A 12,469-nucleotide genomic window follows, 5' to 3' on the forward strand; every position below is an offset into this window, starting at 1 on the left:
TGTCACTAGTCACTAATAATATTATTATATATCTATTTTATTTCCTAGTTTACATAATATTTATTATAGGAAGTTAAATATAAAACCATTAAATAACATCTCATATTAAAGTATACTCTTGATAGTGAGACAAACAGTGAATTTTTCATCAAATAGATATTATTTAAAAATCAGGCTGTATTTTATTTTGCAGCCTGATTTTTATCTTCATGATATTCGATTGTTTTTGTGTAGAAATCTAATAATTGTTGGGATGCTTTTTCCCAGGAGAATTTTTCGGCTTCTTTACGAGCATTTTTGCGCATTTGTTTTAATACGTTTTTATCATCTAATTTATTCATTGCATTGATCATGCTATCAACATTTTCGTTTTCAAATAATAATCCTGTTTCACCATCACTGATTTGTTCTATTGTTGGACCACTTTTAGCAGCAACCACCGGTAATCCAGATGCCATTGCTTCTAGTATTACTAATCCTAATGTTTCTGATACAGATGGAAAAATAAATGCATCAGCTGAAGCAAATGCTTTAGACAATTCTTCACCATGTAAAAAACCAGTAAATATCGTATTTGTACCTTTAAACTTGTGAATTAGATCATTTCTTGCTGGGCCATCACCGATGATCACTAACATAATGTCGTCTCTAGCATCTAATAATGGTTTGATTTTATGAATCTCTTTTTCAATTGCTAATCTGCCGACAAAAATGAGTAATTTTTTCGATTTATCCCCATTAGTTAATCGATCACGCATTTCCGAATCGTAATACTTTGGATGACGTTTTTGGGTATCAACACCACGCTGCAATACATGTAAATGATGAATATTCTGCTCCAGTAGTTCTTCTCTAATTGTTTCTGATGTACAAAGATTTAGTTCAGCAGTATTATGCAGCCTCCTTATGTAGCTCCATAGGATTGGCTTTGCTGGCTTATAAATCTTATAATAATCTAAATATTTCGGAATATGCGTGTGATATGATGCAAGTAATGGGAAATTCAATTTATTTGCATAACGAACAGCAGATGCTGCTATTAAGGCAGGATTCGCTGCATGCACAATATCTGGTTGGAATGCATCCAATAATCTTTTTATTTTTTTTGATGGTAAGGAAAACTTACGATATCGATAAAATGGAAATGTAATCGTTTTAATTCCTTCTACCTTTGCACCCTCGAATTCAGAAACACCAAGATCAGGAGCAATTACTAACACCTCATGATCTAGAGAGCGGAAATATTTTACAGCTTGTGTGAGTCTTGTAACGACGCCATCGGTAGAAGGCAAAAAGGTTTCTGTTACAATCGCGATTTTCAAACTCTAAAGCTCCCTCTTATCTCCAAGATACTTTTGGCAGTACGTTGTCTTTAATTACTCGATCTTTATTTTCAAGAGCCACTTCTAAGATTCCTTTTAGTACATTATCCGTTAATAGGTTTGGTTCTAAACCAAGCTCACGAAGATTTGTATTGATTGCATGGTAATAATGTTCTTCTGCTTCTACACGTGGGTTTTCAATATGGGAAATACCTACTGATAACCCCATTTCTTCTGCCACACGTTTCGTTCTTTCTGCAAGTTCTTTAACTGAGAAGTATTCAGTGAACTGATTGAATACTCTAAACTCCCCTTTATCCGCAGGGTTATTTGCTGCTATTTCTACACATCTTACAGTATCTTTAATGTTTAAGAAGGCTCTTGTTTGACCACCAGCACCATAGACGGTTAAATCATGACCAATTGCTGCTTGAATTAAGAATCGATTTAGAGCTGTACCAAAAACGCCATCATAATCAAGTCGATTATTTAATACAGCGTCTAGTTCTGTTTCTTCTGTATGAAGACCATATACAATTCCTTGGTTCAAATCCGTTGCGCGAATACCCCAAATTTTACATGCGAACATAATATTATGGCTGTCATGAACTTTCGTTAGATGATAGAAAGAACCAGGTTGTTTTGGATATGGCATGCGATCTTTTCTGCCGTTATGCTCAATCTCTATATAACCTTCTTCAATGTCAATATTCGGTGCACCATATTCTCCCATTGTCCCCAATTTAATTAAATGGCATTCAGGTCCGAATTCTTTAATAGCATAAAGAACATTTAGATTGCCAAGAACATTATTAGATTGCGTGTATATTGCATGTTCTCTATCAATCATAGAATATGGTGCTGATCGTTGTTCCGCAAAATGTACGAATACTTCTGGCTCTGTTTGTCTAAATACCTCACAAAGGAAGTCATAATGATTCAAGTCACCAATAAATGTTTTGATTTCTTTTCCTGTCAATTCCATCCATTTTGCAACACGCTCTTCTAAAGTTGCTAATGGCGTAACGGAATTAGAATGTAACTCCTCATCCATTCTTCTTCTAACTAAATTATCTACAATCGTAACTTCATGACCTTGTTTTGACAAATATAGAGCTGTTGGCCAGCCACAAAAGCCATCTCCGCCTGCAATAATAATTCTCATACCGTCCCTCCATTACTATGTAATTAAATGATGCTTTCTATCTCATTATATTGTATTGTTAACCAATTAAAAATTTTAGCGTTATTATTTACAATACTTTTACATGGAATATACAAAAGAAGCCACTACGTAAAAACAGTAATGGCTTCTTTTGTTTCTAGCTTGAGCCCCTTATGAGACTGATGCTAAATGGGTTACGGATGTTCTTTGCTCTTTAATTTCCTTGGAAAAACAATCTATTTAACTCAATATATTCATTTTCTTCTTCAGGAACTTCATCTTCCATATAAATTGCTGTTACAGGGCATACTGCTTCACATGCTCCACAATCGATACAAATATCGGGATCGATAAAGAACATATCTTCCCCTTCTTCTATACAATCAACAGGACAAACTTCGACACATTCTCCTGCTTTTTCCGTTTTACACGGTGATGTAATGACAAAAGCCATATTCATTGCCTCCTTCTAACAAAACTCGCTTCATTTCTATTCATTAGTATAACTCATTATAATAAAAAAATAAAAGACGGTTCTTTACTTGCTATTCCATACATGTTCAAAAGAAATAACTTCATCATTAAATGTTAATAAGTATATATCAGGATTCCCCAGCTCTTTCCACTGAGTAAATCCAAAACTCTTATCAAACTGACTATATAATAATGCTAAGAGATTTCCGTGACTAACGATTATTGCGTTAGTAGCTGTATTTTCATTTAAGATTGGCATTAGTACCTCGTTCGCACGGTTAATAACAGCATTAGCAGATTCTCCACCATGTAAGGCGTACGCATAATCATTAAAGGAGTATTCTAATTCCTCCAACCAGTCTTCGATAGGCTCGTCGCTAAGTATACGTTCTTCTAAACGATTGTCAACATCAATCGTAATCCCCATACTTTCTGCAAAAGGTTTAATACTTTCAATAGCCCTTAAATAGGGACTTGAAATTATTCGATCAAAGGTAATATTTTGTTCATGAAAAAAATCAGCAAGAAGTTGTGCCTGCATTATTCCATCTTTTGTTAAAGGAGAATCTTTGTGCTGCCCATCAGCAGAACAATGACGAACAAAATATATTTTCTTCAAATCGATCATCCCTTTTTTAGAATTTAAGCCGATTTCGCTATAATAGAAATTGTACATTTATTATACCTCTATTTAGCATATATACAAAGAATAATCTCTATAGAATTATCTATATTAACAAAGATTTACATAAAGATAACAGGGATTCTCCCTGTTATCTGCTAAAGCTTATATTTCCTTGAAATAATCTTTTAAGAACCCACCGATTCGATTACTGTTGTCAATAATAAAGTAGAATTCATCGGATTCATTTTTAACATCATATGTCTTGCCTGGTGTTAACTTATTGTCTACCATAAATTTCTTTGCCTCTGCATGAACACATTCAATTTGTTTAATCGTCTCTCTGTTTTCCCAATTTAAATGAATCATTTAATTACACTCCAATTTTTAGTTTACATAATAATGTTATTGTAAATTATATTATTTGAATAATCTTAAGTAATTTCCATAGCCTTTTTCTTTCATTTCTTCTTTCGGTATAAATTCCATTGCCGCTGAATTCATACAATAGCGCAGTCCACCAGCTTCAACTGGTCCATCTTCAAAGACATGTCCAAGATGTGAATCCGCTACTTTACTTCTTACCTCCGTACGAATCATGCCATGTGTCGTATCTGTCTTTTCTTCTAATTGATAACTATCTATTGGTTTAGTAAAGCTTGGCCAACCGCAGCCCGCATCATATTGATCGATTGAAGAAAATAGCGGCTCGCGAGAAATCAAATCTACATAGATTCCTTCTTGCTCATTATCCCAATATTCGTTTTGGAACGGTCTTTCTGTTCCGTTTTGTTGGGTCACAATGTATTGAATAGGAGTTAATTTTTCCTTCAATTTTGACTTGTCAATTGGCATCTTAACGTTTGATTTAATGAAATCTTCTCTGCCAGACCCTTTTTTATATGAACGATAGTGAAACGGTTGTTTTTTGTAATAATCCTGATGCTCTTCTTCAGCAGGATAGAACGGTGAAGCAGGTATTATTTTTGTAGCAATTGGTTTATTATACTTTCCACTGGTATCTAACTTGTGCTTAGAATCCTCAGCAATTTGCTTCTGTAATTCATTATGATAGAAAATTACCGTTTGATATGACTCTCCTCTATCGTGGAATTGGCCACCAGGATCTGTTGGATCAATTTGTTGCCAAAATGTTTGAACAAGCTGTTCATACGATATAATCATAGGGTCAAATTTAATTTGTACTGCTTCTACATGTCCTGTAGTATTGGAACAAACTTGTTCGTATGTCGGGTTTTCGACTGTTCCACCGGTATATCCAGATACAACACTCTCTATTCCAGGCCTTGTATCAAAAGGCTCAACCATACACCAAAAGCACCCACCAGCAAATGTTGCAAGTTCAAAATCAGTTGCCATTTCTAAATTCCTCCAATACTGTATTGATTATATCTATTTTTCCCTTTTTTCATTTAAAAATCAAGTAGTATGTTTATTATTTATTAGATATACAGTTTTGGTGTAGATTGTCCATTCCCCTGTTTAGTTGGTGATTTTTTAATTCCCGTATTTTTATGAGTGTTATTAGATGGAACAGCTTGTTCTTCAACGTTCTCTTTCGTTTCTACTTTAGTATCATCTTCTGTCAAATTAAAGTTTTTAAACGCCTTCATCATTCGATACATTGCTGGAAGATTCTTAACCATTGGTCCATATTCTTGTACGAGTGGAGCCGTGGACTGAACAACTTTTAACACTTGTTGGACATTATTTAATGTACTCGACAGGCCACCCGCTCCTTTACTTGCTATTGTCGCAGCCTGAGCTTGTTGTGGTAAAAATCGTTGTAATAAGTTTGCTCCCATACTCCTTTGGGGTTGCTGTGTAAAACCTTGACTCGGAAATCTGAAATTATTTGCTCCACGATTCATCGGCATTGGAAATCCATTTCTTTGTCTGTTTCCTGGAAACATAATACTCTCCCCTTATATCATTAAATCCATTATAGAATATTGTACGTAAATATCTAGAAAATGTTTGGGCAAAGGCTATCTATATCTATATTTCCCGGGTAAGCGCAATAATCAACAAATAATACTTTTATTTGCGAATAATAGCGAAATTAGACAATCATTGTTTTAACAATACTTTGATAAAGTAATTGAATTATCAGTTTTTAAATCAAACGTTTGTTTGAATTTATCTATCCCTTGTTTCATAAGGTTTAGGAGAACAATAGGTCCTCCATTATTAATGATCAAATAAGATTTTTGCTTAATTAGCATGCTTAAATTGATTTTCTCTGCTCCCTATTTACATCTAGTTCAGTATTAAAATAATAACTGTACCTTTGTCCTATTTGTTATTTAGAATACACACTATTTGCGTGTCTTTTTAAATAGTGTTTAATCATAAATTACCCGTAATACAGAAAAACCAAAAAAAGAAATATTTAAGTTGATTAGGGAACTTATGTTCGTATATACTGTAATTGAGGTGATATTCATGACAAAGGACAGAGGAACAATAAAATGGTCGTCTTTAATGCTACCAGAGCATGTAGAATTGTTAAAAGAATTGTGGAAGGAAGATGAGAAAGTCCGGAAGCCTTTACTTGATCCGCAACAAATCGAAATCATTCATAACGATCTGATGGATGCATACCATTCAGAGAGATCTGTGACGATTTCCTTCTATCAAAATGTGGCAGTATCTCATTTATCAGGTGTCATTACAAAGTTGGATCAATATAGAAATAGTATTATTCTGCAAACCGACGATAATGAAAGACACATCATTCCATTTCAGCAAATAATTTCCCTTATAGTAGATTAAATGGCTCTGGAATATTATTCCCAGAGCCATTTAATCTACTATATTGTTTTATTTTGATAGATGTCCCATAATTCATCAAATGTCATTAAAGCATTCGCAAACGGACTATTCCACTCCAAATAATTACTTATTTCATGATAATCCTTTGAATATTTAGGGAAACTGGAATCAAAAAATGCCCAGTCCGCTAATCTGCTATAATCATCCGCTTTTAGTTTACCGCGATAAGTTATTAGAAATTGATAAAATGTCCGCATTTTTTCACCCCGCTTAAAGACTCTCCTCGTTCATTACTTCTTCATGTTTTTGTAATTTTTTATTATAAACTCTTTTCGCTAAGCGGATACTGATCTCATAAATGAAAATAAGTGGTATCGAAATAATTACTGGTAAGATAAAATCAGGTGCTGGCGTAATTATAGTACTAATTACAATCAATGCAAAGTATGCATATCTCCTATTTTTCTCTAAAAACTCAGGAGTAATTATTCCGATACTTGTTAAGAACATGACGATAATTGGCAGCTCAAAAAGGATTGCGATTGGGACCGTTACTTGCATTAGAAACTTGAAATATTTGTCTACCGTAAACATGATTTCAAACATTCCATTGTTTAAAGAAAGTAAGAACGGGATGAGTGACTTGGTAAACATTAAGTATCCGAATACTAATCCAATTATAAATAATAGAAATGTAGCGGGAATATATGCTAGAGATGCTCGTTGTTCCCTCTCCGTTAGTCCAGGCTTAACAAATGCCCAAATTTGATACGTTAAAATTGGAATACTTCCGACTATCGCGATTAACCCAGCCATTGAAAAATAAATCCAAATAATTTCACTTGGACCAATAGCAGTTAACTTGAATTCCAAATCTTTAACAAAGAATGCGTAAATTTCTTCAACATAGATAAACCCAACAATAAACAAGGTCACAAATAATATTGCTGTTACAATTAATCGGTTTCTAAGTTCAGATAAATGACCAACGAAATCCATTTCCTTTTCGTTATCCGCTATTTTTGTATCTTCTTCCATTCTTTAACACCCCTTAGGAATAAAGCAGAAAAGAAGATGTAAGGTTAAATGACCCTTACACCTTCATTATCGTTCTATTATAATTTCTTCTTATTTTTTATCGTCATTAACAATATCTTTTGCAGCATTTTTGAATTCTCTTAACGAAGTGCCAAACGATCTGCCGATTTCAGGCAACTTAGAAGGTCCAAAAATAACTAAAGCAACGATTAAAATTAAGATTAACCCTGGTATCCCGATACTATTAAGCATATTATCACTCCAAGATTATTTGTTTTTTTTCTCATTAACGATAACTTTTGCTTCGTCTATTTCCTCTTTCGCATCACTTGTTATTTCGCGTGCAGAGTGTTTAAATTCACGCAATGTTTGTCCAGCTGCCTTGCCGATTTCTGGTAATTTTTTAGGACCAAATATTACGAGTGCAATAATTAGAATTAAGATTAATCCTGGTACCCCGATACTAGATAACATAAGTACACCTTCTTTATCTCATAATGTTCTAAATTACATAATTATTAATACTATCATACAAGTACATAGTAACACGTTTATCTTCTTTGAAACAAGTTCTATACGTGTTATTGCAATAGAAATGATAAACGTTTACCTTCTACGATCATATTGTAAAAAGTAATAGTCGTACGGGTTTTTTTCATCTTTTTGGCCTTTTACTTTAGAAGTCAATGCCCAATCATCCTCTGAAAAGCTCGGGAAATATGTATCACCATCAAAATCGTTGTCAATGAATGTAATATACATCCGATCCGCAAATGGCATCACCTGTGTAAAAATATTACCGCCGCCAATTACAAAGTACTCATTATTAGGGTTTCGCTTATCCCATTCTTGAATTGTCGACAATTCATGGATAACGTCAACGTCTTCAGGGTAGTCATGATTCTTACGGGTTAAAACAACATTCTTCCGGTTAGGTAAGGCTCCTCCCATGGATTCGTACGTTTTTCTTCCCATAATAATGGTATTTCCGGTTGTTTTTTCTTTAAAAAATCGTAAATCTTTTGGTAAACGCCATGGTAATTGATTATTTGCACCAATAACATGGTTTCGATCCATAGCTACTAATAAAGAGATCAAAGATATTCCTCCTCTAACGATTGTTATACTGCGATTGGCGCTTTAATTCCTGGGTGTGGCTCGTATCCAATTAATTCGAAATCTGAAAGCTCAAAATCAAAAATGGAAGCTTTGTCTTTATTGATTCTAATTTGTGGTAATGGTTTTGGCTCTCTAGCTAATTGTGTCTTTATTTGTTCTAGATGATTTGAGTAAATATGCGCATCCCCTAATGTATGAATGAATTCACCGACTTCCAGTCCACACTCATGTGCAATCAGGTGTGTGAGTAATGCATAACTCGCAATATTAAATGGTACGCCAAGGAATACGTCTGCACTTCGCTGGTACAACTGGCAGGATAATTTTCCGTCAGCAACATAGAACTGGAATAGCGTATGACATGGTGGCAACGCCATGCTTGGGATATCTTCCGGATTCCATGCAGAAACGATATGTCTGCGTGAATTAGGATTGGTACGAATTGAAGTGATGACATCCTTCAATTGATCGATACTTTCATTTTGAGAGGTTTTCCAGTTCCGCCATTGTTTCCCGTAAACAAAACCAAGATCACCATATTTTTCTGCGAATGCGTTATCCTGAAGAACTTTCTCCTTAAATCGATCCATTTCTTCCTTGTATACTTCATTAAAATTAGAGTCTTGTTGACTGCGAATTCCAAAATTAGTCATATCTGGACCAGTATAGTCATCACTAGCTACCCATCGTTCAAATGCCCATTCATTCCAGATATTATTGTTATTCTTTAATAAATAACGGATATTTGTATCTCCTTTAATAAACCAGAGAAGCTCTGATGCGACTAAACGGAAGGGAACTCTTTTCGTTGTTAAAAGCGGAAACCCTTCGCTTAAATCAAAACGCATTTGGTGTCCAAATATAGAGTAGGTGCCTGTATTTGTTCTATCATCTCTCTCAGCAGCATTTTCTAATATGTAATTACACAGGTTTAAGTAAGCTTGTTCTCCTTTAATCATGGGAGTAATTCCTCCATTAATTCATTTTATAATAAGCATAATGCATCTATTGTAACATAATCTTGTTTACCATTCTTTATAAAATTGTTCTAAATACTGCTCCATAAACCGCTGGCGGCTAACTGCCATTTCTTTTGCCTTCGCAGTATGCAGCAAATCATAAAGCTTTAATAATTTATCATAGAAATGCTGAATGGAAGTGTTTTTATCTGTATCATGATGGATCATTTGCTGATTTGCACCACCATATGCAAAGGTTCTTGCAATTCCAATTGCACCGATTGCATCAATTCGGTCTGCATCTTGCACTATTCTTCCCTCTATTGTAGCTGGGACCTGTACTCCTTTGCTAAAAGAAACTTCATTGATAATTTGGTTGAGGAACGCTATTTGTTCAGCGGTTAATCCGATCGATTTAAGAAAAGAATTCATTGCTTCCACATTTTTCTCTGGCTGCTCAAATAGTTTTGCATCGCCAACATCATGGAGCAGTGCAGCCGCTTCACATATAAATATGTCAGCTTTTTCATTCATTGCAATCTGATTAGCCGTCCGTGCAACCCGTTCCATATGATAATAATCATGACCGGTTGCATCATCATGAAATAACTGAAAAACATACTCTCTAATTCTTGTCATTCTCTCTCTCCCGTTCATTTAATCGTCTCCCCTTTCTATTGCTTCCTAGTAACTATAATAATGATAAGGCTACTATCGTTCAACCAATATATATTCGATATTATTTCTATAAGTTGAAATCATTGACTATAGTAAAAAATTAAGATAAATTAGATAGTAAGCAAAGAAGAAGTACGGATCCGTTAATGATACAGGCAACTTCCATAGAAGTGGATGAAACTTAAGGTCCTACTCTTCTATCGGTGTTGCCTTTTTTAATGCGTTCTTTTCTCTACTTTGTATTAACACGTTTACGTGAAACTATAGGAGGATATATACATGGAAAACGGTGTAGTAAAATGGTTTAATGCTGAAAAAGGCTATGGATTTATTCAACTAGAAGAAGGTAACGATGTGTTCGTTCATTATTCAGCAATCCAAGAAGAAGGTTTTAAGGCGCTGGAAGAAGGACAAGAGGTTACTTTCGAAATCGTTGAAGGTGAGCGTGGCCCACAAGCTGCAAATGTTGTAAAAAAATAAATGAATAAATTGAAGCAGTGATCCTTGGGTCACTGCTTCAATAATTACTATTGATAAATCGCTGTATATTTCTTCGTTAAGTATTTGACGAGATAATCAGGATTTAGTTGTTCTTTCGTTACATCCTCAATAATTTCCAATGGTTTTTTCATCTTTCCATACTGATGAATATTTTTTGAAAGCCACTCTAAAATTGGTGCAAAATTTCCAGATGCGACCAATTGTTCTACATTCATTTCATCTGCTAGTGTATGATAAATTTGTGCAGCATACATATAGCCTAATGCATATGAAGGGAAATAGCCGAAGTCTCCACCTGACCAGTGAATATCTTGTAAGACCCCTTCACGGTCTGTCGGTGGCTCAATTCCCAAGTACTCGACCATTAATTTATTCCACAAATCCGGTAAATCATTAACAGCGATATCCCCATTAATTAACCCTTTTTCTAATTCATAACGAATCATAATATGAAGGGCATAGGTTAGTTCATCAGCCTCAATTCTTATAAAGGAAGGCTTAACTTCATTAATTGAGCGGTAAAAGTCATCAAGCCCCACATGTTGAAAAGTTTCTGGTGCATAGGATTTAAATAAGTCGTAATAATGTTCCCAAAACGGCTTGCTTCTGCTGATTAAATTCTCCCAAAATAGTGATTGCGATTCATGTATTCCCATGGAAGTTCCAGTTGCAAGAGGTGTACGTGCTAATTCTTTACTAATATTTTGTTCATACAATGCATGTCCGCCTTCATGGATAATCCCGAAGATTGCCATGCGGAAGTCCTCTTCATCATACCTTGTAGTGATCCGTACATCATTACTATTCAGTGTAATCTCAAATGGATGTATCGTGTCATCTAGTCTGCCAGAATTAAAATCATAGCCAATTTGTTTTAATACTTCGACTGAAAAAGCTTCCTGCTTCTCTTTTGGAAAGTGACCTTGCAATATTGTCGGGTCTGGCTTTGATTTACTTTGATTTACTTTTTCAACTAAGTCTGTTAACGAAACCCTTAGCTTCGAAAAAACTTCATCCAGCATTTTTGTCGTGACACCGGGTTCGAAGTTATGTAACAACGCATCATAAATATTATCTTCATAACCCCAGTAATTTGCGAATTTCTTATTATATTCTACTAATTGCTCTAGATAAGGTTGAAAAAGTGCAAAATCCGCTTTCTCACGTGCCTCCTGCCAAATTGCCTCTGATTTTGATTGAAGCATGACATATTCTTTAAATTCATCACTTGGGATTTTACTGTTTTTATTATACTTTTCTTCGCATTCTTCCACTGCTTTTTGAATGATTGGATTGGTTGTCTTACCTTTTAGTTGATCGATGTAGTTCTTCATTTTCTCGGAAGTTTCTAGCTTATGAAGTTTATGTGCTAGGAATCCAACAACTTCTGAACGTTGCTCGACGCCATTTTTTGGAATCTTTGTCCGCATATCCCAATGTGTAAGTGCAATCACCTCACGATAGCTATCCATTTCCTTTAACAATTCCAGAAAATCCTTTTCAATTGTGTCGATTTGTTTCAAAGCTATTCCCCCTTGACTTTCTCTCCAAAATTTAGATAATAGTTTTCTAAAAATGCAAGTAGTAGTAGAACATCAGTTAAACATGATTCTATTAATTCATAGTTTATTTGATTGACCAGGAAAAAACAAGAGAATGAGTGTATCTGGGTTAGATTGTGACTAAAAATATAGCATGGCTAGCCGCTGGAAAAGAGAGGTATTAAAAATTAGGGAGATCTAAAGAAAAAAGAAGCTTGCCAATTTGGATTGACTTACTTCTCGTAATGTTGCGC

At 34.6% G+C, this 12,469-nt stretch carries 17 protein-coding genes; 2 read left to right on the forward strand and 15 right to left on the reverse strand.

The window, feature by feature from the left end:
- Positions 1-182 precede the first annotated feature (182 nt).
- The 7 genes from CUC15_RS10405 to vrrA all read right to left on the reverse strand — a co-directional run bounded on the left by CUC15_RS10405 (position 183) and on the right by vrrA (position 5,517).
- Entirely contained in the window at positions 183-1,322 is a 1,140-nt protein-coding gene (locus CUC15_RS10405; protein WP_114916592.1) for a glycosyltransferase family 4 protein, read from the reverse strand.
- A 16-nt stretch (positions 1,323-1,338) separates the two neighbouring features.
- Positions 1,339-2,487, reverse strand: coding sequence for an NAD-dependent epimerase/dehydratase family protein (locus CUC15_RS10410; protein ID WP_114916593.1), 1,149 nt, complete (start codon positions 2,485-2,487; stop codon positions 1,339-1,341).
- Positions 2,488-2,701: 214 nt separating this feature from the next.
- Positions 2,702-2,941: a DUF362 domain-containing protein gene (locus CUC15_RS10415; RefSeq protein ID WP_114916594.1), complete on the reverse strand. Its 240-nt coding sequence runs from the start codon at positions 2,939-2,941 to the stop codon at positions 2,702-2,704.
- A gap of 84 nt (positions 2,942-3,025) precedes the next feature.
- A complete protein-coding gene (locus CUC15_RS10420; RefSeq protein ID WP_242985985.1) occupies positions 3,026-3,637 on the reverse strand; it encodes a histidine phosphatase family protein in 612 nt (203 codons plus the stop codon).
- A 111-nt stretch (positions 3,638-3,748) separates the two neighbouring features.
- The gene (locus tag CUC15_RS10425) at positions 3,749-3,952 is read right to left on the reverse strand and encodes a DUF6501 family protein (RefSeq protein ID WP_114916595.1); all 204 of its coding nucleotides are present in this window, start codon (positions 3,950-3,952) and stop codon (positions 3,749-3,751) included.
- A 51-nt stretch (positions 3,953-4,003) separates the two neighbouring features.
- Positions 4,004-4,963, reverse strand: coding sequence for a peptide-methionine (S)-S-oxide reductase MsrA (gene msrA / locus CUC15_RS10430; RefSeq protein ID WP_114916596.1), 960 nt, complete (start codon positions 4,961-4,963; stop codon positions 4,004-4,006).
- A gap of 83 nt (positions 4,964-5,046) precedes the next feature.
- Positions 5,047-5,517 carry a VrrA/YqfQ family protein gene (gene vrrA, locus CUC15_RS10435; RefSeq protein WP_114916597.1) on the reverse strand — a complete coding sequence of 157 codons (471 nt, stop codon included), beginning with the start codon at positions 5,515-5,517 and terminating at the stop codon, positions 5,047-5,049.
- 532 nt (positions 5,518-6,049) lie between these two features.
- Between vrrA and CUC15_RS10440 the strand changes: the two genes are divergently transcribed.
- On the forward strand, positions 6,050-6,379 hold the full coding sequence (locus CUC15_RS10440; protein WP_114916598.1) for a YolD-like family protein: 330 nt from the start codon (positions 6,050-6,052) through the stop codon (positions 6,377-6,379).
- A gap of 38 nt (positions 6,380-6,417) precedes the next feature.
- Here the strand turns inward: CUC15_RS10440 and CUC15_RS10445 are convergent, their stop codons facing one another.
- The 7 genes from CUC15_RS10445 to CUC15_RS10475 all read right to left on the reverse strand — a co-directional run bounded on the left by CUC15_RS10445 (position 6,418) and on the right by CUC15_RS10475 (position 10,134).
- A complete protein-coding gene (locus tag CUC15_RS10445; RefSeq protein ID WP_114916599.1) occupies positions 6,418-6,636 on the reverse strand; it encodes a YozE family protein in 219 nt (72 codons plus the stop codon).
- A 13-nt stretch (positions 6,637-6,649) separates the two neighbouring features.
- Positions 6,650-7,417, reverse strand: coding sequence for a twin-arginine translocase subunit TatC (gene tatC / locus CUC15_RS10450; RefSeq protein ID WP_114916600.1), 768 nt, complete (start codon positions 7,415-7,417; stop codon positions 6,650-6,652).
- 90 nt (positions 7,418-7,507) lie between these two features.
- Entirely contained in the window at positions 7,508-7,669 is a 162-nt protein-coding gene (locus CUC15_RS10455; protein WP_114916601.1) for a twin-arginine translocase TatA/TatE family subunit, read from the reverse strand.
- A 15-nt stretch (positions 7,670-7,684) separates the two neighbouring features.
- Positions 7,685-7,891 (reverse strand): twin-arginine translocase TatA/TatE family subunit, encoded by a 207-nt coding sequence (gene tatA, locus CUC15_RS10460; RefSeq protein ID WP_114916602.1) that lies wholly within the window; start codon positions 7,889-7,891, stop codon positions 7,685-7,687.
- A 132-nt stretch (positions 7,892-8,023) separates the two neighbouring features.
- Positions 8,024-8,515 (reverse strand): dihydrofolate reductase, encoded by a 492-nt coding sequence (locus CUC15_RS10465; protein WP_114916603.1) that lies wholly within the window; start codon positions 8,513-8,515, stop codon positions 8,024-8,026.
- Between the two features lie 23 nt (positions 8,516-8,538).
- Positions 8,539-9,495 carry a thymidylate synthase gene (locus tag CUC15_RS10470; protein ID WP_114916604.1) on the reverse strand — a complete coding sequence of 319 codons (957 nt, stop codon included), beginning with the start codon at positions 9,493-9,495 and terminating at the stop codon, positions 8,539-8,541.
- A 66-nt stretch (positions 9,496-9,561) separates the two neighbouring features.
- Positions 9,562-10,134, reverse strand: coding sequence for an HD domain-containing protein (locus CUC15_RS10475; RefSeq protein ID WP_242985826.1), 573 nt, complete (start codon positions 10,132-10,134; stop codon positions 9,562-9,564).
- A gap of 318 nt (positions 10,135-10,452) precedes the next feature.
- On the opposite strand from CUC15_RS10475, the gene CUC15_RS10480 reads away from it, so the two are divergent.
- Complete coding sequence (locus CUC15_RS10480) at positions 10,453-10,653, forward strand: cold-shock protein (protein ID WP_114916606.1); 201 nt, start codon at positions 10,453-10,455, stop codon at positions 10,651-10,653.
- Between the two features lie 47 nt (positions 10,654-10,700).
- On the opposite strand, the gene CUC15_RS10485 is transcribed toward CUC15_RS10480, so the two are convergent.
- Positions 10,701-12,188 (reverse strand): carboxypeptidase M32, encoded by a 1,488-nt coding sequence (locus CUC15_RS10485; RefSeq protein ID WP_423241380.1) that lies wholly within the window; start codon positions 12,186-12,188, stop codon positions 10,701-10,703.
- Positions 12,189-12,469: the final 281 nt, after the last annotated feature.

Source organism: Oceanobacillus zhaokaii (genome assembly GCF_003352005.1).
Taxonomy (GTDB): domain Bacteria; phylum Bacillota; class Bacilli; order Bacillales; family Amphibacillaceae; genus Oceanobacillus; species Oceanobacillus zhaokaii.

What these genes read in the sequence shown, in the direction of transcription:
- CUC15_RS10410 (WP_114916593.1), bottom strand. Translation starts at nt 2,487, where the DNA reads ATGAGAATTATTATTGCAGGCGGAGATGGCTTTTGTGGCTGGCCAACA.
- CUC15_RS10415 (WP_114916594.1), bottom strand. Translation starts at nt 2,941, where the DNA reads ATGGCTTTTGTCATTACATCACCGTGTAAAACGGAAAAAGCAGGAGAA.
- CUC15_RS10420 (WP_242985985.1), bottom strand. Translation starts at nt 3,637, where the DNA reads ATGTACAATTTCTATTATAGCGAAATCGGCTTAAATTCTAAAAAAGGG.
- CUC15_RS10425 (WP_114916595.1), bottom strand. Translation starts at nt 3,952, where the DNA reads ATGATTCATTTAAATTGGGAAAACAGAGAGACGATTAAACAAATTGAA.
- msrA (WP_114916596.1), bottom strand. Translation starts at nt 4,963, where the DNA reads ATGGCAACTGATTTTGAACTTGCAACATTTGCTGGTGGGTGCTTTTGG.
- vrrA (WP_114916597.1), bottom strand. Translation starts at nt 5,517, where the DNA reads ATGTTTCCAGGAAACAGACAAAGAAATGGATTTCCAATGCCGATGAAT.
- CUC15_RS10440 (WP_114916598.1), top strand. Translation starts at nt 6,050, where the DNA reads ATGACAAAGGACAGAGGAACAATAAAATGGTCGTCTTTAATGCTACCA.
- CUC15_RS10445 (WP_114916599.1), bottom strand. Translation starts at nt 6,636, where the DNA reads ATGCGGACATTTTATCAATTTCTAATAACTTATCGCGGTAAACTAAAA.
- tatC (WP_114916600.1), bottom strand. Translation starts at nt 7,417, where the DNA reads ATGGAAGAAGATACAAAAATAGCGGATAACGAAAAGGAAATGGATTTC.
- CUC15_RS10455 (WP_114916601.1), bottom strand. Translation starts at nt 7,669, where the DNA reads ATGCTTAATAGTATCGGGATACCAGGGTTAATCTTAATTTTAATCGTT.
- tatA (WP_114916602.1), bottom strand. Translation starts at nt 7,891, where the DNA reads ATGTTATCTAGTATCGGGGTACCAGGATTAATCTTAATTCTAATTATT.
- CUC15_RS10470 (WP_114916604.1), bottom strand. Translation starts at nt 9,495, where the DNA reads ATGATTAAAGGAGAACAAGCTTACTTAAACCTGTGTAATTACATATTA.
- CUC15_RS10475 (WP_242985826.1), bottom strand. Translation starts at nt 10,134, where the DNA reads ATGACAAGAATTAGAGAGTATGTTTTTCAGTTATTTCATGATGATGCA.
- CUC15_RS10480 (WP_114916606.1), top strand. Translation starts at nt 10,453, where the DNA reads ATGGAAAACGGTGTAGTAAAATGGTTTAATGCTGAAAAAGGCTATGGA.